This is a genomic window from Psychrobacter sp. JCM 18902 (genome assembly GCF_904846615.1).
Lineage (GTDB): Bacteria > Pseudomonadota > Gammaproteobacteria > Pseudomonadales > Moraxellaceae > Psychrobacter.
Genome location: NZ_CAJHBK010000001.1, coordinates 2,251,241 through 2,274,136 on the forward strand (window position 1 = coordinate 2,251,241; position 22,896 = coordinate 2,274,136).

General features: G+C 43.1%; 19 protein-coding genes. 10 read left to right on the forward strand and 9 right to left on the reverse strand.

Annotated elements, in window-relative coordinates; genetic code table 11:
- Positions 1-83: 83 nt before the first annotated feature.
- On the reverse strand, positions 84-1,550 hold the full coding sequence (locus JMY05_RS09290; protein WP_201614897.1) for a hypothetical protein: 1,467 nt from the start codon (positions 1,548-1,550) through the stop codon (positions 84-86).
- Positions 1,551-2,044: 494 nt separating this feature from the next.
- Here JMY05_RS09290 and serB point away from each other — a divergent pair, with 494 nt between their 5' ends.
- The 6 genes from serB (at position 2,045) to hemJ (ending at position 7,886) form a co-directional block, all read left to right on the forward strand.
- Positions 2,045-3,235, forward strand: coding sequence for a phosphoserine phosphatase SerB (serB, locus tag JMY05_RS09295; protein ID WP_201614899.1), 1,191 nt, complete (start codon positions 2,045-2,047; stop codon positions 3,233-3,235).
- Between the two features lie 184 nt (positions 3,236-3,419).
- Positions 3,420-4,415, forward strand: coding sequence for a DUF368 domain-containing protein (locus tag JMY05_RS09300; RefSeq protein WP_045443965.1), 996 nt, complete (start codon positions 3,420-3,422; stop codon positions 4,413-4,415).
- Between the two features lie 239 nt (positions 4,416-4,654).
- Positions 4,655-5,056 (forward strand): AciT family ciprofloxacin tolerance protein, encoded by a 402-nt coding sequence (gene aciT / locus JMY05_RS09305; protein WP_227678153.1) that lies wholly within the window; start codon positions 4,655-4,657, stop codon positions 5,054-5,056.
- 402 nt (positions 5,057-5,458) lie between these two features.
- Positions 5,459-5,965 (forward strand): SCP2 sterol-binding domain-containing protein, encoded by a 507-nt coding sequence (locus JMY05_RS09310; protein WP_045443962.1) that lies wholly within the window; start codon positions 5,459-5,461, stop codon positions 5,963-5,965.
- A 335-nt stretch (positions 5,966-6,300) separates the two neighbouring features.
- The gene (gene bioB / locus JMY05_RS09315) at positions 6,301-7,362 is read left to right on the forward strand and encodes a biotin synthase BioB (RefSeq protein ID WP_228139090.1); all 1,062 of its coding nucleotides are present in this window, start codon (positions 6,301-6,303) and stop codon (positions 7,360-7,362) included.
- 89 nt (positions 7,363-7,451) lie between these two features.
- Positions 7,452-7,886, forward strand: coding sequence for a protoporphyrinogen oxidase HemJ (gene hemJ / locus JMY05_RS09320; protein WP_045443959.1), 435 nt, complete (start codon positions 7,452-7,454; stop codon positions 7,884-7,886).
- Positions 7,887-8,000: 114 nt separating this feature from the next.
- Here hemJ and JMY05_RS09325 read toward each other — a convergent pair whose 3' ends face one another.
- The 5 genes from JMY05_RS09325 to JMY05_RS09345 form a co-directional block, all read right to left on the reverse strand.
- On the reverse strand, positions 8,001-8,771 hold the full coding sequence (locus JMY05_RS09325) for a hypothetical protein (RefSeq protein WP_045443957.1): 771 nt from the start codon (positions 8,769-8,771) through the stop codon (positions 8,001-8,003).
- Positions 8,772-9,135: 364 nt separating this feature from the next.
- Positions 9,136-9,627 (reverse strand): hypothetical protein, encoded by a 492-nt coding sequence (locus JMY05_RS09330; RefSeq protein WP_045443955.1) that lies wholly within the window; start codon positions 9,625-9,627, stop codon positions 9,136-9,138.
- Between the two features lie 77 nt (positions 9,628-9,704).
- Positions 9,705-10,421: a ribonuclease PH gene (gene rph, locus JMY05_RS09335; RefSeq protein WP_045443953.1), complete on the reverse strand. Its 717-nt coding sequence runs from the start codon at positions 10,419-10,421 to the stop codon at positions 9,705-9,707.
- Between the two features lie 241 nt (positions 10,422-10,662).
- Positions 10,663-12,387 carry an AMP-binding protein gene (locus JMY05_RS09340; RefSeq protein WP_413786586.1) on the reverse strand — a complete coding sequence of 575 codons (1,725 nt, stop codon included), beginning with the start codon at positions 12,385-12,387 and terminating at the stop codon, positions 10,663-10,665.
- 653 nt (positions 12,388-13,040) lie between these two features.
- Positions 13,041-14,768 (reverse strand): AMP-binding protein, encoded by a 1,728-nt coding sequence (locus JMY05_RS09345; protein WP_045443951.1) that lies wholly within the window; start codon positions 14,766-14,768, stop codon positions 13,041-13,043.
- 571 nt (positions 14,769-15,339) lie between these two features.
- Between JMY05_RS09345 and parC the strand changes: the two genes are divergently transcribed.
- Together parC and JMY05_RS09355 are read left to right on the forward strand one after the other, a co-directional pair.
- Positions 15,340-17,646: a DNA topoisomerase IV subunit A gene (gene parC / locus JMY05_RS09350; protein ID WP_201614903.1), complete on the forward strand. Its 2,307-nt coding sequence runs from the start codon at positions 15,340-15,342 to the stop codon at positions 17,644-17,646.
- 260 nt (positions 17,647-17,906) lie between these two features.
- On the forward strand, positions 17,907-18,266 hold the full coding sequence (locus tag JMY05_RS09355) for a hypothetical protein (RefSeq protein ID WP_045443948.1): 360 nt from the start codon (positions 17,907-17,909) through the stop codon (positions 18,264-18,266).
- A gap of 217 nt (positions 18,267-18,483) precedes the next feature.
- Here the strand turns inward: JMY05_RS09355 and JMY05_RS09360 are convergent, their stop codons facing one another.
- Together JMY05_RS09360 and JMY05_RS09365 are read right to left on the reverse strand one after the other, a co-directional pair.
- A complete protein-coding gene (locus JMY05_RS09360; RefSeq protein WP_045443945.1) occupies positions 18,484-18,963 on the reverse strand; it encodes a BLUF domain-containing protein in 480 nt (159 codons plus the stop codon).
- A 377-nt stretch (positions 18,964-19,340) separates the two neighbouring features.
- Positions 19,341-19,856, reverse strand: coding sequence for a hypothetical protein (locus JMY05_RS09365; protein ID WP_045443942.1), 516 nt, complete (start codon positions 19,854-19,856; stop codon positions 19,341-19,343).
- 300 nt (positions 19,857-20,156) lie between these two features.
- Between JMY05_RS09365 and JMY05_RS09370 the strand changes: the two genes are divergently transcribed.
- Positions 20,157-20,987: an HAD family hydrolase gene (locus JMY05_RS09370; RefSeq protein WP_227678155.1), complete on the forward strand. Its 831-nt coding sequence runs from the start codon at positions 20,157-20,159 to the stop codon at positions 20,985-20,987.
- Between the two features lie 75 nt (positions 20,988-21,062).
- Here JMY05_RS09370 and JMY05_RS09375 read toward each other — a convergent pair whose 3' ends face one another.
- Entirely contained in the window at positions 21,063-21,326 is a 264-nt protein-coding gene (locus JMY05_RS09375; RefSeq protein WP_201614905.1) for a hypothetical protein, read from the reverse strand.
- A gap of 404 nt (positions 21,327-21,730) precedes the next feature.
- On the opposite strand from JMY05_RS09375, the gene JMY05_RS09380 reads away from it, so the two are divergent.
- The gene (locus JMY05_RS09380) at positions 21,731-22,852 is read left to right on the forward strand and encodes an ABC transporter substrate-binding protein (RefSeq protein WP_045443939.1); all 1,122 of its coding nucleotides are present in this window, start codon (positions 21,731-21,733) and stop codon (positions 22,850-22,852) included.
- Positions 22,853-22,896: the final 44 nt, after the last annotated feature.

Genomic DNA, 22,896 nt, shown 5'->3' on the forward strand with positions numbered 1-22,896 from the left:
TGCCCTATTTTTAGGCTATATAAAGATAACGACAGAGACAATATCTCAGACAATTGTATAGTAATAAGCGAATATAAGCAGCATTAAATAGCCGACTCATCTGCGCTTTCAATCATCAATACCGCATTGCGCACATCTGCTAAGCGTTGAATCATCGAATCGTTGCCACCATCGAACACCGCACATTCACGCTCATAAACCGTGGTTGGGCGCATGATACTCTGCACCTGTACATGGTGGCTGATTTGCTTGAGACCTGCATTAGGTAACAAAATCAGCATTTGCTCTTTTTTGCCGACGCTGTGTAATAATTGCGTCATTGCTTGCGCCTGTGCATCATCGCTGACACCTGCTTTAGCAGGTAGCGCAAAGCGGCTTAGCTCAATGTGCTTGTCATGGATGATTTTGTTGAGCATCAAATACAGCTTGCCCAGCATCACACCTGCTAACGCCACTTTGGCATGGCTATTGTCCGCCTTTAACAACACGCTAGCACCCGTGTCATCGAAACGTGGCTCATTCATCGCGCTGACACCCAACAACAATGGCTGCTTAAGTAACTCGGTCACCGCTTGGTTCAATAGCTGCGTACATAATGCCAAGTAAGGTAAACGCTGAGCCGGTGCCAGACGCTCAAGCATATTGAACTCGTCATGGAATACAATCTGCACTCTCACACTGTCAAATGAGCGGGTGGCAGACAACCGAGAGGCGCTACCAGATTTAGAAGCGCGGCTTATATCATCTTGGGCAGCACCATTTGCTGCACCATGCTCTGCTCGCTCTTCAGTCGTACTATCGATAGGCTGACTATCAGAGCCAGTGGTATCAGTCGCAGCTTGATTCTGTTGCGTTCTTAAATACTGGTTTACTTCACTATGTACATCCAATTTGTGTGCATTGGTTGGCTGACTGTCCGTTGCACCCTCTACAGAATGCTCCGATGCTTCTCTATCCGTATCCGTGGTACGGCGTTCAAGCTCCCGATCATAATTGCGCTGATCGATTTGCATATACTGCTCACGATGCAAATCTTGAATATCGCGGCTAAGCGCGTTAATTTGCTCTTTAGTTGGACGAGCAAGATAACCATAAACCAGCCAAAGCAACAAATGCAGCAGCATAGTACCGATGACGAACGGCCATTGCATAGCGATAATCTCGCCTTTGCTAATATCTTTTAATGTCAACGACACACTGCCAATCACCGAATCGCCATTGGTGGCAATCTGACGAATGGTATCACCTTGCTGCATGGGCGCATTGCCAACAGGCACCAAGATGTCGTCGTTATTGTCTTTAATCAATATGCGCGTCACGTCTTGCTCGCTGGTATAGCGATTGGCAATGACACTTAAGCTGACACGGTCTTTATTTTCTAAAGACAACCTTGCTTCATCAATCAGCTGGGCGACCATCTGCTCGCCTTTTAACGCACGACTTTTGCTCAGCTGTTGATCGGTGCTGATGACCAATAACAACGTCTGCAAACAAAAACTAACCAGAAGAATAATGGCAAATAACCCTTGCCGCGGCGCTAAATACGTCATGATATGGTAAACTTTTTTGGATAAGAGAAATTAAAAAAACAAGGCTATCCCTCATTTTTTGGCGAATTTAAAAAAACTATAATAGTACGCATCTTAATAAGTATGTATTGAATTTAAGTACCATAACCCGACACGTCTGTTGTTGCCTAAAATAGCATTTACAACAAGATTTGGTTACTTAAAAACTGCTGTCTCAAATACTAATACTCAGGATAATCTACGGCACATTTGGTAAGCGGCGACTGAGAGCATTATTGTGAATATCATCATGAATACAGACCGCTTATCTTATCTACTATATCACCATAATAAGTCTTATAGCGTTAGTAGATTTATAAATTTATCATAATAATCACATTCAATTTCAAATGATTTTTCAACGATTGCTGCCATCTTTAATCGACGGTGATACTTTGCGCGTCATCTATAGGCGCTGCCGAGTAAAGCTGCTATTATTCCCAATCTTATATGAGCATACAAGGGACCATTGAGCCATGCCACACAATACATCTTACTCGTTACCAAAAGACAGCAAAGCATGGCAACAAGCCGTTGACTCTATTGCGTCACTGTTACCAGATAACACGAACTTACAAGATTTTGATGCGCTACAGTCCCTGCCAGTTTTTGCTCTTATTGTTGTGCTACCGACCAAAGTATCGACGCTTGATATTCACCAGTATGTGCAATCATGGGTCGATGAACAGCCAAGCTGGCATTTGGTCACCGTCGCTGAAGATACTGATGCCAGTTTTGTCAATATTACCGTTTCTGATACAGAGCCAACGGCAGCAAACGCACAGCGCTTGCCTTTTACTCAAGCACAAGTATTCCGCTATTTGTTGGTTCCAGTCACTGATACGCTCATGCATCCTGGCAAAAAGACCGCAGCAGCTCACATCATTGATGATCAGCTGACCACGCGCTTGCGTCATGACTTGACCGAAGCTTATAACGATAGTCATCAAGCGAGCAGTGCTGAACGCTTGGATATTGTCGATTGCCACATTTTATCAGTCGGTCATATGCTACGTACCCACAAGCTTGCCTGCTTTGATATGGATTCCACCTTAATCGAGCAAGAAGTCATCGTTGAGTTGGCAAAAACAGCGGGTATCGGCGAAGAAGTCGAAGCCATTACGGAAGCGGCAATGCGCGGTGAGATGGATTTTAATGAATCTTTTGCCCAGCGTGTAGCCTTATTGAAAGGTATCTCGACCGATGTGCTGGATGATATCTGCAGCCGCTTAACGCTATCAATGGGCGCTCGCACTACCATCAGTGCACTAAAGGCTTTGGGCTACCATACCGTACTGGTATCAGGCGGCTTTACCTACTTTGCGCGCTATATCGCTGAGCAATTAGGCATTGACGAGGTTCACGCCAACGCGCTAGATATCGACGAAGGGGAAGTCACTGGTCACGTACAGCTGCCCATCGTCAATGGTGCCAAAAAAGCAGCGATCGTTGAGCATACTGCGGAGCGCTTAGGCATCGAGATGTCACAAGTGGTCTGTATCGGTGACGGTGCCAATGATTTACCGATGATGGCCATTGCAGACCTAGGCGTCGCCTATCATGCTAAGCCCATTGTCCAAGCACGTGCTGATGCCGCCATCAATGTCACAGGGCTTGAAGGCATACTTTATGCCCTTGGTTATCCAGCACTTGCGCCTGCTGAGTAACGACTACACTCGCAACACCATACCATGGAGCTAGGTTAGTGTTTTTAACATTAATCTGGCTTTTATGTCTTATTACATTGCGACATTGCTACATTGCGACAGTCAATTTTCACATCACTGTCCTAGCATACTTAGCGGCATCGCATTAACTTTCACTGTGTTTTTAAATAAAAAAGGATTGTCCATGACGGCATCACCATCACCGCGGCAAAATGAGCCGTCAGCGCCACAACCACTGGATAAGAGCAGCACTGCTGCATCCTCCGATAGTCCAAAGCAACTATTTGGGGTTTATATCAGAGGAATGGCCATGGGGGCAGCGGATATCGTACCGGGTGTCTCTGGCGGTACCATTGCGCTGATTGCCGGTATTTATGAGCGCTTGATTAACGCCCTGAGTAGCATCGGCCCCAATCTCTGGCAGATATTTCGACAGGAAGGCGGAATCAAAGGTTTGGTTTCGGTGTGGCGACAAGTTGATGCAACTTTTTTGTTATTTTTGTTATTGGGAATCGCCACCAGTTTTACTACTTTAGCAGGTATTATCAAGCATCTATTGGATAATCAACCGTTATTTATTTGGTCGTTCTTTTTTGGACTGGTTGTCGCAACGGTATTTATATTATTGAGTGAGATTCAGCGTTGGAATATAGGGCGAGCAGCACTCTTCGTGACTGGTCTTGTTGCCGCTGTGGTCATTAGCAGCTTACCATTACTCACGACCACACCAAGCTTGCCTTATTTGTTTTTTGCAGGAGCAGTCGCTATTTGTGCCATGATCCTGCCCGGTATATCGGGGTCTTTTATTTTATTACTATTAGGTGCTTATGACGCAGTATTAGAAGCCGTACATAGCCTTAACTTCACGATAATTTTCACGGTCATTGCGGGTATGGCGACGGGATTGTTATTATTTACTCGCGCACTTAAATGGCTATTGTCTCGCTACTATCAAGCAACTTTGGCCTTGCTCACAGGTTTTATCGCAGGCTCGCTTGTGAAAGTATGGCCATGGAAAGTAGATGCGTTAGGCGCGCTTAATAGTGACGCGATCAACAACGTGATGCCATGGCAATATCCTACCGGTCCACATTGGCTAATCACTGTAGGACTGATGCTGCTAGGCGCGATTTTAGTCTCACTATTGTCTTGGTGGGGCACTCGTAGCAATCGCGCTTAACCCTACCTTAAACCTGCATCAGTCTCTTTTTAAAACCCGAAAACCCTCCTATACACTCTTAATAATAAGCGCCCATCCTTGCGGCGCTTGTGCTTAAACCTTGCCATACAAAACCATCAAAATGTGCTAAAAAACCAAACGTCAACGGTTGTCGCAAAGTCGCCTGTCCCCTCTTTAGCTTTGTTCCCCAAACTTTCATAATGACCCTATTGGAATTCACCTTATGAATAGCGAGATGAATGATGTTACTGACTATATTTTCGGTTATTGGTATAGAAACGTGGAGCACGGCGGCACTGTTTGGTTATAGCTTGCTGGCAGGCTTGATTTTAGCGCTTGCCTTATCCTCACAGCGCTGGCTGCTCTGGTATCTATTTGGTGGTATGGCATATTGGCTAGCGGTTGAGACGATTCAAAGCATTGTGGCGGGTCGTCCCATGCTATCAGAGCTGTCAGAATGGCACAGCTATATCATCGCCATGGGCATCAGTTGGTTGCCTTTAGCGTGCTGGGTGCTGTATCGGGCACTACGTTACGAGGATGTCAGTCAATCCGTTCAGCAGCAGCGTCAATTGGAAGCGGCACGTTATATCGAGCACACGCCTGTTTATGATGACGACTACCAACCGCGCTTCCACTGATAGAGTCGCGCTTATATCAACGAGCGACGCTGTTAGGTTGACTCATTTTCTGTTTGCAGTACTTTTACTTACCTCTTATATAGCCTGTATTACATTATCTTTATCCGACTGTATCTCGTACAAAAATTACGATTAACCTGCCGTCAAATTCGCTCAATCCAGCATAGGTAGTGCGAGCATTCATTTTCGTTGCTATTCTCTTTTCTACTGTCATTTTTATAAATATTAACAACTTATTTTAATCAAGATGACGTCATTGAATGTTACAAGATACTTAACGCTCTCTACGTAACTCCTAAAGAATAGCAACCTCTCTATCGTTTATAATCTAGTTATATATTTGTCGCAAAAATTGTTATAAAGTACGCATTATTTTGCGTCTCATTCTTTAGGAGTTCGATTATGTTTACTGTTCCTGTATTAGATATTAAATCTGATCCGTTAGATGTGCTATTGGCTGTGATTGGCTATCGTTTGTCCATGCTTGCTGATAGTGATAACGAAGATGTGAAAGCACTATTTGCTGATCGCAATGTGACGATTGAGCTTGCCAGCACTGAAGCGGATATCGCCCGTTATTTTGTCTTTGATAATGGTAGCTTCAGCCAATACAGTGGTCATGCTAAAAAAGCAGACCTCACCATCAATTTCAAGGATTCGATGACAGGTGTTAAGCTTTTGACCAAAGGCAATCTTCCTGCCTTTATGACTGCTGTACAAGAAGGCAACCTCAGCATCGAAGGCGATTACAGCCTAATGATGTGGTTCAATAAACTTGCTAAGCATATCGTGCCAGCTATTCCAGAAGAATGTAAACCTTATATCCAAAAAGCCAAGCCTTATGCTTATAAAGCACAAAAACTTGCCAACCATTGGATTGGGGTTGCTAAGCACAAACTTGGCAAATAATGACGTAAATAGAGCGACGTAAATAAAGAAAACAGATCACAATTATTTAGCGCTCAGTTACTTTACTCTTTCGCAGTGCTCTGATTTTCTAAAAAGGTTGCGGTATACTATATCGCAGCCTTTTTTATTACCTAAAATTTTATGGCTTTACACACAACTCTTTTAACCCCTATTCTCTTCAAAATGATTGTTTCAAAAACTATTATAAAAGGAATTATATGATGGCAGGATTACTTAACATCTCAGAGCCTAATGCCAGTAGCCCCACTGACACGTTCAATAATAAAAATAACAGCCACAGCGGCTTGAACAATGACTTTTTAAACAACTTAACAATGGATGCCACCACAGCCAACCAAAAAACCACTCATAAACATAACCGCGAAGAAATCGCCGAACTGTTTGATTTGCCATTGATGGATTTGTTGTTGCAAGCGCAAACGATACATCGGGCGCACTTCACTGCCAATGAAGTACAAATCAGTACTTTGTTGTCGATCAAAACAGGTAACTGCCCCGAAGATTGTGGCTACTGCTCGCAATCAGGTCACCACCGCGACACGACTAAATTACAAGCAGAGAAACGCATAGAAGTCGATAAAGTCATTGCTGCGGCCAAACGTGCCAAAGCCAGTGGCTCGTCACGCTTTTGTATGGGTGCAGCATGGAAACATCCAAGCGCCAAAGACATGCCCTATGTGGTTGAGCTGATCAAAGAAGTCAAGGCCTTGGGACTTGAAACCTGTATGACCCTTGGTATGCTAGATACCAATCAAGCGACGCAACTGGCGGATGCTGGATTGGATTATTACAATCATAATCTAGATACCTCACGTCGTTATTATGAGCAAGTCGTCAGCACGCGTAGCTATGACGAGCGCTTAGATACGATAGACAACGTGCGTAACTCAGGCATCAATGTCTGTAGTGGCAATATCGTCGGTATGGGTGAAAGCCGTGACGACCGTATCGATTGGGTACATGAGCTGCTAAAAATGCCCAAAGCGCCAGAGTCAATCCCCGTCAACTTGCTTGTCCCCATTAAAGGCACACCAATTGGTGATAAAGTATTGGCAGAAGGTCAACTGTCAGTGATTGAATGGATTCGTACCATTGCCGTAGCACGTATTTGCTGCCCGACCAGCTATGTGCGTTTGTCTGCTGGTCGCGAAAGCCTATCCGACTCTGAGCAAGCCTTGGCCTTTATGGCAGGTGCCAACTCATTCTTTTATGGCGATAAACTGCTGACTACTGGCAATGCAAGCCAATCAGGCGATGACAGACTCATGCGTGAGCTTGGTCTAACAAAGCAATTTGCTGCGCCAAGAGCGCCCAAAGTATTGCCTGTGATGGATGCGATGAGCGGTCATCAATCGCAAGTGGTGATGGCAGAGTAGCGTTTTTTATCGCTACCATTATTGGATAATCTGCGCTAAGCTTGCCGACATTATTGATGATAAAATATTAAATCGTAAGAGAGAATGTGATGGCAGATTATTTCAATTGGATTAAAGCGGCGCATATTATATCGATGGTCTGCTGGTTTGCTGCGATATTTTATTTGCCACGCTTGTTTGTCTATCATGCGATGAGTAACGACAGCATCAGTCACGAACGCTTTGCTATTATGGAGCGCAAGCTCTATCGCGGTATTATGACACCATCGATGATAGCCACATGGGTCTTTGGTCTATGGATGTTGGGGCTAGGCTGGGAGGTGTATAAAACCCAAGGCTGGTTACACGTCAAGCTCTTATTAGTGGTGCTACTCTCTGGCTATCACGGTGCTTGTGGATTTTATCGTAAAAAGCTAATGGATAATCCGCATTATAAGACGCATAAATTTTGGCGCTGGTTTAACGAAGTACCAGTGTTTGCATTGGTCATTATCGTCATCTTAGTAGTAGTAAAGCCCTTCTAAAATCCAGTAAATATGCCCATCACTAATTTTTAAATCTGAATACCTCTAAACTAAAAGCGTCCGTTACTTTAATAAGTAACGGACGCTTTTTTAGGAAATCATAAATATGAAAGCTTAAACACTAGGGCGCATGATTTGATAGACATTACTCAAATCATAAACACGGTAACGCGCAGGTTCGCGGCGGTTTTCGCCCGCATAGCTGAGGATCAGTGCTTGCTTTGCGCGCTCATCAACCCAGCCGACGAACAGTCCACTATGCTCGACGCCATTATAGCCATGATTGATATAATAGAGCCAATCCCCAACTTCAATCTCGCCACTATTGGCATAAGGACCTTGACCATAAGTACCTTTATGAATGGTATCGCGTGTCACTCCGGCGCGTTTAAACACGGCATTGAGATAGTCCCAGCAGCCACCTTGAATGATCGCGCGCTCGTTCAGCGCCATCTTGCGTGCGGTGCTAACCACTTCACGGGCGGCCAGACTGCTCTGCATCTCCGCACTGCTTAGTAACGGTAAATACTCGCTATCGACATTATCATAATTACCCGATAAAAATGCAGGGAGTACCGCAGGCGCTTGACGTGCTACTTCAGGATAACGATAGGATGTCTGAGTCGCTGGTGGAGTACTGGCAGAATTTGAGCGATAAGTTCCTGCACGTTGAATGGTAGAACGCGTGCTGACTTTCGCAGAGGGCACCGCTGAGTATGATGGTGTATAGCGAGCACTAAAATCAGATTGCATAGATTTTTGGGCGATCAGCGCACTCATACTATCAGCATGGGCCTGACCCACTAGGCCAACGGTAAACAATAAAAGACTGCACGACGCGGTAACCGACGACGACATAGACAATGACACAGGCAAACGCGACATGACCAACTCCTTGTCAATAAAATATAAATGACAACATAAACCATAATAATAGGATGTTCTAATCTTACTTATAAACCATTTAGACATGGCGCTGCAAGCATTATTCGGCTCAAATAGTCGATAAAAGGTATAGAAACACAGACTAATGGTTAGATAAGAGGAGCACGTAGAAAAACGATAGAGAGCTGGCGCTAAATAAAAAGGAAATAGAATAAGCAGTGTTTAGATTAAATACTGCGTAGATAGAGTGCTGAGCAGATAAAATATTATCTGAGATAGAAGATTGCTGAAATAAAATACTGCTCAGAGAAAGTCACTTAGGTTTTTATAACCCAATCCAGTAGATAGTTGGCTAAGAAATAAGCTAATCGTTACTCATTTTGATATTCACATGGCGCTTGCCCAATGCTTGACCTTGCAAAATAGCTTTGGCAGCGGTTGCCTCTTGGATACTATCAAAGCCGCTAATATGGTATTTGCGTATATCATCACAATCAACAATCTGTAATTGCTCACCAATAAGCATGATTTTATCACCGTCGGTCAACTGAATATGCTGACGCTTACCTTGATTGTCATGCACCAGCTCACCCGCACGCAGCCACAAGATGCCGCTACTGATAACGCCAGCCATGGCTTTTTTCTGTTGTTGGCATTTTCGATTAAATATAAAGCTACCAATAATCAGTAGCGCCAATGCTCCTATAGCTAAGCGCTCAGGCAGCAGACTCATTGCCAAAGCAACCGCCACTGCCCCAACCAATAATGTTGAGCCAAACCAAAACATGCCATCATCAGTCGTTTTTGGCTGATCTTGTAGCGTGATTTTGGCACCATCGTCGGTCAGCTTGAGCATGCATGACTACCTGTTACAGAGTAATAAGAAAGTAAAATTTTAATGAAAATACGATGAGCAAGTAGTCATCAATAGGACTACCAACCCAAGGCTGTTTTTTGCATGGCAATCAGCTCAGCGATGCCTTTTTCGGCAAGAATCAGCATATCATCGGCTTGAGCGCGGGTAAATGGCTTTTCTTCCGCCGTTCCTTGTAGCTCAATAAATTCGCCTTTTTGAGTCATAACCACATTCAAATCGGTATCACAGCTGGCATCTTCTTCGTAGTTTAGATCTAGATACGCTTTGCCGTCTTTCATACCAACAGAAACCGCAGCGACCAAACCAATCAATGGATCTGCCTTGAGTTTTTTGCTTTTTTGGATACTCTCTAGTGCATCGATAAGCGCAATAGCAGCCCCTGTCACACTAGCAGTACGAGTACCGCCATCGGCTTGCAAAACATCACAATCAAGATAAATGGTGTTCTCACCCAGCTTACTCAGGTCAATCATCGCTCGTAAGCTACGACCAATCAAACGCTGGATTTCTTGGGTACGGCCTGATTGTTTACCACGTGCCGCTTCACGTTGGTTACGAGTATTGGTCGCGCGTGGCAACATACCATATTCAGCAGTGATCCAGCCTTTGCCTTTACCTTTGAGCCAACGCGGAACGCCAGATTCAACACTAGCGGTACACAATACTTTGGTATCACCAAAGCTGACTAACACTGACCCTTCGGCATGCTTAGTATAATGGCGCTCAAAGCTGATCGAGCGAAGTTGGTCAAGCTCACGATTGTCAATACGCATAAAAATCCCTAGTACAATGTTTTAAAGGCGGTGTCATAAAATGAGGTGTCTGTCATTATGTGGCTAACCATCATTTATCAAGCAAACTATTAACAAGCTAAAATAAATAATGATTGGATGCCATAGCAGACGTAAATATGGAGATATCCTAACGTGGCAGCGGCGCAATAGCAAGATTCGTTCGAGCTATTGCGCCGCTACTTTAGCCAGTCATTGGCTTAACAAAGAAATAGCACCAACTTTATTCTAACCCTTCCATCTTACGCAATTCTTTACGCAGGATTTTACCCACGTTTGATTTTGGTAATTCATCGACGAACTGTATGTGACGCGGACGCTTGTAGCCAGTCAGTTGCTTTTTGCCAAAATCAAGCAACTCTTGCTCAGTCACATCGCCTTTTTTGACCACAAACAACTTTGGTTCTTCACCGCGGTCATCGTTTGGAATACCGATAGCGCCGCATTCTACCACAGCTGGATGCTCGCTCATGGCTTCTTCAATTTCGTTCGGATAAACGTTAAAACCAGAGACCAAAATCATGTCTTTTTTGCGGTCAACGATTTTGATAAAGCCTTTTTCGTCCATGATACCGATATCGCCAGTTTTCAGAAAGCCATTGGCAGTAAACGTTTCAGCTGTTTCTTCTGGACGATTTTGATAACCTATCATTACCTGCGGACCTTTGACACAAATCTCGCCGCGATCACCCAATGCGACTTCATTTTCATCATCATCGATCAGTATTATATCGGTGCTAGAGGCAGGGATACCAATTTTACCCGTGAACTCAGCAATGGTCATCGGGTTAAAAGCAGCCACTGGTGAGGTTTCTGACAAACCATAACCTTCAACGATAGGCAGACCAGTGATTTTATGCCACTCTTTTGCCACGCTTGGCAAGACAGACATACCGCCACCGATAGACGCTTTTAGGTTAGAGAAATCTAAGTCTGCAAAGCCGTCTTTGTGTACTAGACCGTTGAACAAAGTATTCACTGCAGGGATAAAGGCGGGTTTGTATTTGGCCATCTCTTTAATCAAACCATCCAAATCACGAGGGTTTGGGATAAGCAAGCCTGCATAACCTCGGTACATGCCATACATGCCGCAGACCATAAATGAGAATACATGATATAGCGGTAGTGCCGTCAGGATGACATCATTGGCATCAACATCATCATCAAATGCACTGTCCATCAATGCACTAATCTGTAGCATATTGGCAACTAAGTTACCGTGGGACAGCATTGCACCTTTGGCAACCCCTGTCGTACCGCCCGTATATTGCAATAATGCCACGTCACTTAAATTCAAATCAGGGCGCTTATATTTGCTGGCTGATACTGCACTTAAAGCGTGCTTAAAACTCACGCTGTTTGGCAGGCTATAAGCCGGAATCATTTTTTTGACATGGCGCGCAACGAGATTAACGACGGCTCCTTTCACTGTTCCTAGCATATCACCAATCTTACAAACGATGACATGCTCAACCTGACCTTTGTCTTCTGCCTCTTGATAGGTGTTCGCAAAGTTCTCTACGATAAACAGGGCTTTGGTGCCACTATCATGCAGCTGATGCGATAACTCTCGGCTGGTATATAAAGGGTTGACGTTGACCAACACCATACCTGCACGGATGATCCCCAAAGCAACCACTGGATATTGCAGGAGGTTGGGCATCATCACCCCAACTTTATCACCTGTTACCAAGCCTAATGATTGTAAGTAACTGGCAATTTGGCGACTGTATAAATCCAATTCCTTAAAGCTAATCGATGCACCCATACAAATATAGGCCGTTTTTTTCCCATAACGGCTAAAGTTACGCTCAAACACATCAAGTAAAGAGGTATTGTCATCAGGCATATCGATAGTCGCATCAATGCCATAACGCTCATAAGTTTTCAACCATGGGCTGTCACTATCTATCGTCGGCATAGTAGGAAATACGCTGTCTTTATTCATTGCAGCGTTATCGTTTGTGGTCTCTTTATTGATACTGTCGGTCATAATTTTCCCTAAATGTTACCGTTAAAAACGTAGAATAATCTAATGAAAACACCATTATTTTTTGTGATTGATCAATGACAGCAGAAGCTTGTGAATAAAAAACGTGGTAACAAAAAAGGTTTGTCATTCACAAGCTTTGTCAATCAAAGCGCAACGTTAAGTCCTTAATAAATAGCACAATAACTCGGCATTGACGAATTAAAAACCCCTTTATCCCTGATAGTTTTATCAGAGATATAGCGCAAAACTAACGTCATGTCGTCGATAAATAGACAAATATGTCGGTAAGCACTATAGCAGTTTTGCTAAAAATTCTCTATCTCTACCTGACTGGGTCATAGCGACAAAAAAAGCAATAAATACAAAAAATGATAAGGCTGCATACCAGCAACCTTACCATTTTTGGATCACGACACCCAGTATCACAACCACCACTATCACGACGACTTAGCATCCTGATAGTTTCTTTCAGATTTAGTTCGTAGCGTTAGTTTGTAGCGTTAATTTTTATCATTAGTATCGTGGTGACTTATCATGATGACTTTACGAGTGCCTAACAAACAGTAGCAGACACTCATAAAAATACTCTGCCGCTGAAAGCTAGCTGATTAACCGTGGTTCTTTTCTTCCAGCACGCGCAAATCTTTGTGCAAAATCTTACCGACATTTGACTTTGGCAACTCATCGATGAACTCAACATAACGAGGACGCTTATAACCAGTTAAATTCTCTTTGCTATAAGCAAGCACTTCTTCTTTAGTCAAACTGTCATCACTACGCACGACATAAATCTTTGGCACTTCGCCGCTCTTTTCATCTTCGATACCGATGACACCGCACTCCAAAATCTTTGGATGACCTGACATCACATCTTCGACTTCGTTTGGATAGACGTTAAAGCCAGATACCAAAATCATATTCTTTTTACGATCAACGATTTTAAAGTAGCCTTCTTCATCCATCACGCCGATATCACCGGTACGGAAATAACCGTCAGACGTCATGACTTCAGCGGTAGCATCATCACGTTTCCAGTAGCCTTTCATCACTTGTGGGCCACGAACACAAATCTCGCCGCGCTCACCCAGTGCGACCTCATTGCCTTCTTCATCCAAGATAGCCATGTCTGTTGCTGGCATCGGTAGGCCAATATTGCCTGAGAATTCGCCCGTACCTTCTGGGTTTGCTGACGCCACAGGTGAAGTCTCTGACAGACCATAGCCTTGTACGATCACATTACCAGTAATTTTTTGCCATTTGTCAGCGGTGTCTTTTAATACTGCCATGCCACCGCCCATCGACATCTCAAGTTTGCTATGATCTAAGGCTTTAAATGGATCGCTATTTGCTAAAGCATTAAACAGCGTATTGACCGCTGGGAAAAACGCTGGTGGATAATCTTTATAAGCTTTGATTAAGCTTGCGCCGTCACGTGGGTTTGGTACCAGTAACCCAATACAACCACGATATAAACCAAACATGCCGCAAACGGTAAACGAGAAGATATGATATAGCGGCAAGGCGGTCATGATAACTGGCTGCTCATCCATACCTTCAAACTTATCAAAAGCATCGCCAAGATAGGTATCACATTGAATCAGGTTGGCGACTAAATTACCATGCGTGAGCATTGCGCCTTTAGCGACACCGGTCGTACCACCGGTATATTGCAAAACGGCAATATCATCAAGGCAGATGTTATCTGGACGTTTGTAATTTTTGGCTGAGAAGCGATTCAGTGCTGTTTTGAAGCTGGTGCTGGTTTTAAGATTATAGTCAGGTACAAGCTTCTTCACGTGACGCACGACCATATTGACGATAAAGCCTTTTAATGGACTCATCAAATCACCCATCGACGTCACGACGACATGGTCAACCAAGTCTTTACCAATGTCTTCATAGGTTTTGGCGAAGTTTTCTAAAATAAATAATGCTTTGGTATCAGAGTCTGTTAGTTGATGCTCAAGCTCTTTTGAGGTGTAAAGCGGGTTAACGTTAACCAAGGTCATGCCAGCACGCAGCACACCCAATACGGCAACTGGTAGCTGCAAAATATTTGGCATCATGACGCCGACTTTATCGCCTTTTTTTAACCCAAGTGATTGCAAGTAGGCAGCAATTTGTTTGCTATAACGATCTAAATCTTCGTAGGAGAGTTTTGCATCCATACATACAAACGCTGTCTTGCCAGCGTGCTTCGTAAAATTCTGCTCAAATATATCGATTAAAGAAGTATTAGCGGCTGGCATCTCAATGTCGTATTGAATACCAAGCTTTTCGTAAGTTTTGACCCATACTTTATCGTTACGACGAATTAGGTTACTGTGATTTTCCATAATCTTTTCTCTCCTAGTAATAGTACGCTACCGTCAACCCATGCGAATCACAGTGTGATAAAAATATAAAAACTCAGAGCGCAGGCTTGTCATCGTAATGGCAGGCTTGACTGTGAGGCAATCATATGGTGATGAGCAAACAATATAGCGGTAAATAGCCCTCTGTTCATTAACATACACACTTTATACAGACTACTCAATATAAAAGATTGCTACTTGAGTTCGCAAACTGTCTTGACGGTCAATAATATCTTAGTTATCAAAACCTTAATAGCGATAAGCGATAATTTTTCAGCGATTTATTAGCGAACATTTATTCATTAATACTCTTTATAGTGTTTTATCGTTAACTATTTTTTACCTTTACTATCAAGGGCAGTAGCAAGCTCTGTTAAGGTCACAAAGTTACGTCGTGTACCCTTTTTATCATTATCCAGCACGTCACGACCTGTCGTCTATTCTGACTTATGCCTTTTTAATTTTGCCAATATCCTTTACGATAGCGCTATCCTATTTGTACGCTTGCACCGATTATTTATACCTATTAAAACTGATAAGTGAACCCTATTTTATGTCCGATGTTATTGATCATACGATTGACCCTATTATTCCCACTGAACCGATGGATACTCGCTCAGTCGCAGAGTTCACTGAGCAGGCCTATCTCAACTATGCGATGTACGTCATCATGGATCGGGCGCTGCCAAATATCGCTGACGGTTTAAAGCCTGTCCAGCGCCGCATTGTTTACGCCATGAGTGAGCTGGGGCTAAAATCGACTGCTAAGGCCAAAAAGTCTGCACGTACCGTCGGTGACGTCTTGGGTAAATACCATCCGCATGGCGATAGTGCTTGTTATGAGGCGATGGTGCTGATGGCGCAGCCGTTCAGCTATCGCTATCCGCTCATTACAGGTCAAGGTAACTGGGGTAGTCCTGATGATCCAAAATCCTTTGCCGCCATGCGTTATACCGAAGCCAAAATGTCTGCTTATGCCAATACCTTGCTTGCAGAACTCGGACAAGGCACGGTTGATTGGCAAGATAACTTCGATGGCACCATGCAAGAGCCAACCACCCTCCCTGCCCGCCTGCCCAATATTTTATTGAATGGTACGACAGGTATCGCGGTTGGCATGGCAACCGACATTCCACCGCATAATCTTAATGAGGTGGTGCGTGCAGCGATTCGCTTGCTTAAAAATCCTGAGCTGTCGGTGAAGCAATTAACGCAATCAATACCAGCACCTGATCTGCCAACGCCTGCTGAAATCATCACCAGCAAAAAAGATTTGCAAGCGATGTATGAGACTGGACGCGGTAGCTATAAAATGCGCGCGACTTTCCATATTGACCCTAAAGAAAAGAATCTTGTCATCATCGATGCGCTGCCTTACCAAGTCTCAGGTAATAAAATCCAAGAGCAGATCGCCAAGCTAATGACGGACAAAAAACTGCCTTGGATTACCGATATCCATGATGAGTCAGACCATGAAAATGCCTGCCGTATCGTACTTGAGCTAAAATCAACACGGGTCGATGTCGCTCGCGTCATGAGCCATCTGTTTGCCAGTACGGATCTAGAAAGCAATTATCGCGTCAATATGAATATGATTGGCCTAAATGGTAAACCACAGGTCAAAAACCTAAAAGAAATCCTTGATGAATGGCTCATCTGTCGCCGTTCAGTGGTCACCCGTCGCTTGCAATATCGCCTCGATAAAATCGACAAGCGCTTACATATCCTCGCAGGTTTGCTGATTGCTTATCTTAATATTGATGAAGTCATTCGCATCATTCGCGAAGAGGACGATCCAAAATTATCGTTAATGCAAGATTATGACCTCACTGAAATTCAAGCCAATGCTATTTTGGATATTCGTTTGCGTCAGCTAGCAAAGTTAGAGGAAATTGAGCTACGCCGCGAGCAAGATGAACTGGCTGCCGAACGCGCCATCATTCAAGAGTATCTGGACAATCCAGACAGTCTGACCAATCTAATGATTGAAGAACTCACAGCTGATATGAAAGAACATGGCAATGAGCGCGTGTCACCCTTGGCAGAGCGCGAAGAAGCACAAGCATTAAAAGAATCTGACCTCGTACCGAGCGAACCGATCACTGCCATCCTATCAAAGGCAGGTTGGATTCGTGCTGCCAAAGGTCATGATGTTGACGCTGCTGGCATGAGCTATCGCTCAGGTGACAGCTATCAAGCGCACGTCCGTGGTAAATCCAATGAGAAAATCTACGTGCTCGATAGCACTGGACGCAGCTATAGTATTGATGCGCATAGCCTTGCTTCGGCTCGTGGTCAAGGCGATCCTCTGACCAGTGTGTTAAAGCCACCAGCAGGTGCTAGCTTTGAGCAGCTATTAACCGGTGCTGACAATCAACGCATTATTCTCGCTAGCTCCGCAGGTTATGGCTTTATCAACACCATCGGCAATCTTGATAGCAATCAAAAAGCGGGTAAAAATATCATTAACCTAGCGGCTGATATTCGATTGCTCCCTGTTGCGCGTATCGATGCGCCAGTAGAAACGACTGCCAATGCTGACGGTGAAAATACCCATGCAAATGTAGCGCCTGACCATATTGCTGTCGTGACCAATGCTGGATATTTGCTGATATTTGCCCTCGATGATTTACCTGAACAGGCACGCGGTAAAGGTAATAAGCTGATTAAATTGAAAGAAAATGAGGAAGTGCTTGTCATCACGCCACTCAGTCAGCAAGACAGCCTAATTATTACCGCTGGCAAACGCCACGTGACACTCAAGCCAAATGATTTGGCTAACTATACGGGTGTGCGCGGCAATCGTGGTGGTCAGTTGCCAAGAGGCTTTCAGAATGTGACGAGTGTTGAGGTTGGGTGATTGGTTTGGCTATTTGAGCTTGATTAAGCTCAAATAGCCTAGTTGACGTATGGTGCGCCCCGTGCACCATTTTTAGAGATTATTATTATGTTAGTGTGTTGGGCGCACCATATAGCTAACCTATCGATGCTTATATTTTCTAAAATATATTATTGTAGATTAGTTAAGTTTTGCCATAATCAGTATATTTAAAATCGAATTGGAATTAATTAAGTTCCAAGTAACTAAAATAAATTTATTTAACTTTTTGGGAGTATATTGTGAGTGAGCAACATGTTTATATTTATGTTAAAGAACGAGACCATGTAATAAGCGACGAACAAAAAGAAAAAGCGTTTTCGCTTTTTGACGGAAATATTATTGAGTGTGAACATGAACCCTATTTTGATGCAGTTGAAAATTTAGAACTAACCCATTCAGACATTATTATTACTAGCCCATTTATGATGACCGCTGGAGATTTTGTAGCAACTAATAGATTTTGGCAATTAGATGACAATGACAACGAAGAATTTGAAAGCGATATTAATGAAACCATATCTATTCGCCCAGAAATATTACAAGAATTAGAAAACATACTAGGTACTAAGATTGCTGTTGTTTGGGAGCATCGAGATTAGCAACTCTAGGCTGGGCTTTTACCATGTAGGGCTGATTAGATAATACCGACCAAGTTGTTCTTATCAGTTAAATGTTACGAGCATCAACCAAGACTTTACCTCATTACTAAGTTAGCACATCTTATCTATATATGAAACATAACCTACTCTCATCAAAAAGCCGCCTATACAAAATGTATAGACGGCTTTTTTACGCTAGTTATAATAGAGAACTTATCTAAGGCTTATTGGATTCAGCATCTTTAAAAACTGCTGTCAAAAAACTTTTAATCTGAGCACTTGTCATTAGATAGGGATTATAGTCAGAACCTGCTGAGAAGCTTTTGAGAGCATACTCTTCATCTTCAGCGCTTGATGTTAGATGTTTCACTAAAAACCCATTCCATTGACGCGACTCTATTTCCTCTATATTAACAATATTGGGAAAAATAGTTGAATGCTCGTCAAGTATTTTTTCTAAGGCAATATTGATAGCGGGCCTTGTCCCTTGAAAACTTTGAACGAAATAACCTTCACTAATGACTAAAGCTGAAGCTATATTGTTTTCTTCAAAATACCTTCGCCAATACTCAAGTGCACGAGTCAGCTCGATTCCCGAATCTAGGTCGACATTTTTGGCGATATATATCATGTTGATAAGAATATGCTCGCCATTTATTTTTTTGCTTTCTGGAGTATGGCTTGTCGCTATAGTCATGAGAAACCTTATTTATAAAAACCTGATCTAATTTAAGATAAAGTATAATCAATAAAATTTTTTTTCTTAGTGGTTTTTTGTCATCTAGCATCATTGTATTTCTAGAAATAACCATTGGAATTTTAATGGGATAAGACGCCTATACTTCTCGGAGTACAATTGTACTATAAAACTTGGCACAATGACTGCGATATCATTAGTCTAATAATTAACAAGTCTAATCTATATCTTCCTATAGCACGGTCTCAACCCTAACATACGACTGACCCACGCTTACTGATGGCTCAGACGTTGCAAACATCACTTACTCTTACTAAAAATCCGTCTATACACGCGGTATAGACGGATTTTTTACGCTCATTAAAACGACCAAAGCATCAATACCGACCCATCTCAACCGTTGTCTCAGCAAGCACACTATCGCCTTGCCAAGCCTGCACATCTACCGTATACAGATGGTTTTTACCACCTGAACAAGGTGGTTTATATGCCCCTCCCGCTTCCCCTGCACGGCTACGATATTCCGCGACCATCTCAATCCCAACTGGCACTTCATAAGTATGCCCAAACACACGTGGAATCTCAGCACTCGTAGCACCTTCTGGTAGGTTAAACTCTATAATGCCATGTCCACCATGTTGCATACGTTTATTGCTCACATCGTTATAAACGAAAACCAAGCTCTCCGCGCCCATCGGAATGTTTGAGACCGTCATGCTCGGCGTGGCTGGATTTTTGCCATCATAGTTTAGACACTGCTGCCCTTCAGGTATTTTTTTGCCATTCCAAGCAGCATCGTTAAACTTAACATCCATTGCAAAGGCATTGGCAGATACTGCCAATGTTGCCAATGCCGTCAAAGCGGTGACTGATTTTAAGGTAAAAATTTTCATACTAGCTCCTTTAGATAGCGGATACACTGATAAAAACCGTTCATCATTTTGTTAACTGATGTTGATCGTTAATCTTAACCTTATAATAAATAGCCACTCTTAAGTTAATTATATCGTTTAGGGTTTTTGTTAACCCTTCGAATAAGCGCAAATCAATCGCACCGCCAGTAAAGCGAATATCGCAGCAGTAGCCAAATTTGCATCATCGCAGGTTACTTTATAGGTATTTATCTCTTTGGGTGTGTTGTAGTAGTATCTAAATCATTGGTATTGAAACGACTAAAAAACAATAGGATCATCATGTTTATCGAAGATAAAATCGCCAAAGAAAGTATGACTATCAAGACTCCGACACCCAAGATCATCTTTTTTGACATCGATGATACCTTGAGCCGTAATGGCATCATTGCCCAACACAACAAAGCAACACTTGAGCAGCTTGCAGATACTGATATTAAGCTGGTGATTTCAACGGGACGCTCCAAAGCCATATTGCCAGCAGATATTTTGGCCTTGCTCGAAGCTGATGTCTTAGATGCGATTATTTGTATGAATGGACAGTATAGTTTTGATAAAAAGGGTCGGATTAGCCACTATCCGTTGTCCGCTGAGCAAACGGATACAATCGTGCGTCTGTGCCAACAGAGCGAGTTGATTCATAAGTTTGACTCTGCCACCCATATCGCTTGGTCAGGTGAAAATGAGCGCTTGCGCGAGTTTAATGCCATCACGCCAAACTCTATCGTTGACCCTGAATATCATAAAGGGAATACCGTCTATCAATGCTCAGTATTTTTTAACAATCAACAAGAGAAAATGCAGGACGTCGATTTTGCCCAGTACGAGTTAAAGCTCGTCCATTGGCATCATATCGGCGCAGATATCTTACCGATAGAGGCATCCAAGGCGCGAGGCATTAAAGACGTCTGTCAATATTATGGGGTAGATGCCAATGAGTGTATGGCGTTCGGTGATGGAATGAATGATTTAGAGATGTTTGACTTGGTCGGCTATGCGGTGGCGATGGGTGATGCCAAGCAAGAATTGATTGCGCGTGCAGACTTTGTTACGGGTACGATTGAGGAGCGCGGTATTCAGTCGGTGCTTGAGCAATTTCAGATTGCGTCTTAATAATCAGACTTTGCAAATTGCTATTTATCTAGGACGTGTCCTCACTTTTAAAATAAGGACACGTCCTAGCAAAATCTAACCACGCTTCGTCATTAAACTATAAACCCAACTACCGATTTTATAAAATCCGACCACGATCAAAATAAGCACCACCGCTGCCAGCACATAGGCCAACCAAACAGGCACATTACTCAACCAGCCAATCGTAAATGCCAAACCCATGTACGTCTCAACCGGCCAATTAACGATAGGTGTCGGCGAGCCAGCGTTAAACATGGTCATAAAGGCAATTATGCCAAGCACAGCAGTAATCAGTCCAGCGCGTTTACGATTATTCATCTTTTGCCTCTTTTAATTCAAACCATTTAATTAAAACTCGATTGTTTTTATTTTATCGGTACTCTTTGCATCTTATAAAAACCACGTTATAAATTCATGGCTTAAGGGTAAAGCAGCTCTCATCATAGCATGATTATTTACGCTTATTATCTTACTCAAATTCAGCAGTAAATCTCATATTTGTGCTTTTATAGATTCTTCAGCCATTCATCAGCGCCACTTTTAGCAATATTATGAAGAACGAACTTCTTCCTTGCCCTTTAAATTCTTAACAATCATAGCCATAATAGTTTCACAACTGGCTCGATAACTTATATTCAGCACTTAGTATTTAGCCCTTAGCTTCCATTATCTATCATTTAACTTTTTACTCATTTGCATCATTCTTATTTAGGAGAGATATTTTGACTCATTTATCATCGCCCCACAACATTGCTCGTAGCGCTCGTATACTACCAAAAGCACTATTAGCCGTGGCTGTTGGGCTAGCACTTGCTAGCTGTAGTAAGTCAGACAATACTGCGGCTGATGGTACAGCAGCGAGTGCTGAAACGCTCAATCTGTATAACTGGTCAGAGTATATGCCGCAAGAGATTCTCGATGGTTTTACTGAAGAGACAGGCATTCGGGTCAATTACACCACTTTCGACTCTAATGAAGCCATGTATGCCAAGCTTAAATTGCTCGATGACTCTAGCCAATATGACTTAGCCATCCCATCGACCTATTATGTCGAAAAAATGGCCAAAGAAGGCTTGCTGCAAGAGCTCGATAAATCCAAATTGAGCAATTTTAAGAATCTTGATACGTCTTTTACCAATACCAAGGTTGATCCAGAGAACAAATATTCGATTCCTTATATGTGGGGCAGCACCGGTCTTGCCATTAATGGTGACAAGGTCGATCCTGCAACCGTAAATAGCTGGAACGATTTATGGCGTCCTGAGTATAAAGGGCAAGTGATGCTGATGAACGATATGCGCGAAGTGTTTGGCATGGCGCTATTGACCCTTGGACATTCAGGTAATAGTAAAAATCCTGACGAAATCAAAGCCGCTTATGAGAAGCTCACGACCTTGATGCCAAATGTGAAGACCTTTAACTCGGATGCCTCGCGTATGCCTTATATGGAAGGCGAAACCACGGTTGGTATGAGTTGGAATGGCGAGGCAATTATCGCCAATAACGAAGGCTTGACCAGCTTGGTTTATAAATATCCAACTGAAGGCGCTATCTTGTGGATGGATAATTTTGTGATTCCGAAAAACGCCAAACAAGTCGATGCAGCCCACAAGTTTATTGACTACTTGCTGCGTCCTGAGAACTCTAAAATCGTCAGCGAAGAGATTGGTTATGCGTCGCCTAATATGGCTGCGCGTGAGATGATGCCAGAAGAGGTGAGAAACAATCCAACCATTTATCCGAGCAAAGACGTGCTGGCAAAAGCGGAATTCCAAGAAGATGTGGGCGATGAAGCATTGCAAGTCTATCAGCAGTATTGGGATAAGCTAAAAACTGGTCGTTAATCACTGTTTGTTGATAGCTGTTTTTTATAGCCATTTTTAATAGC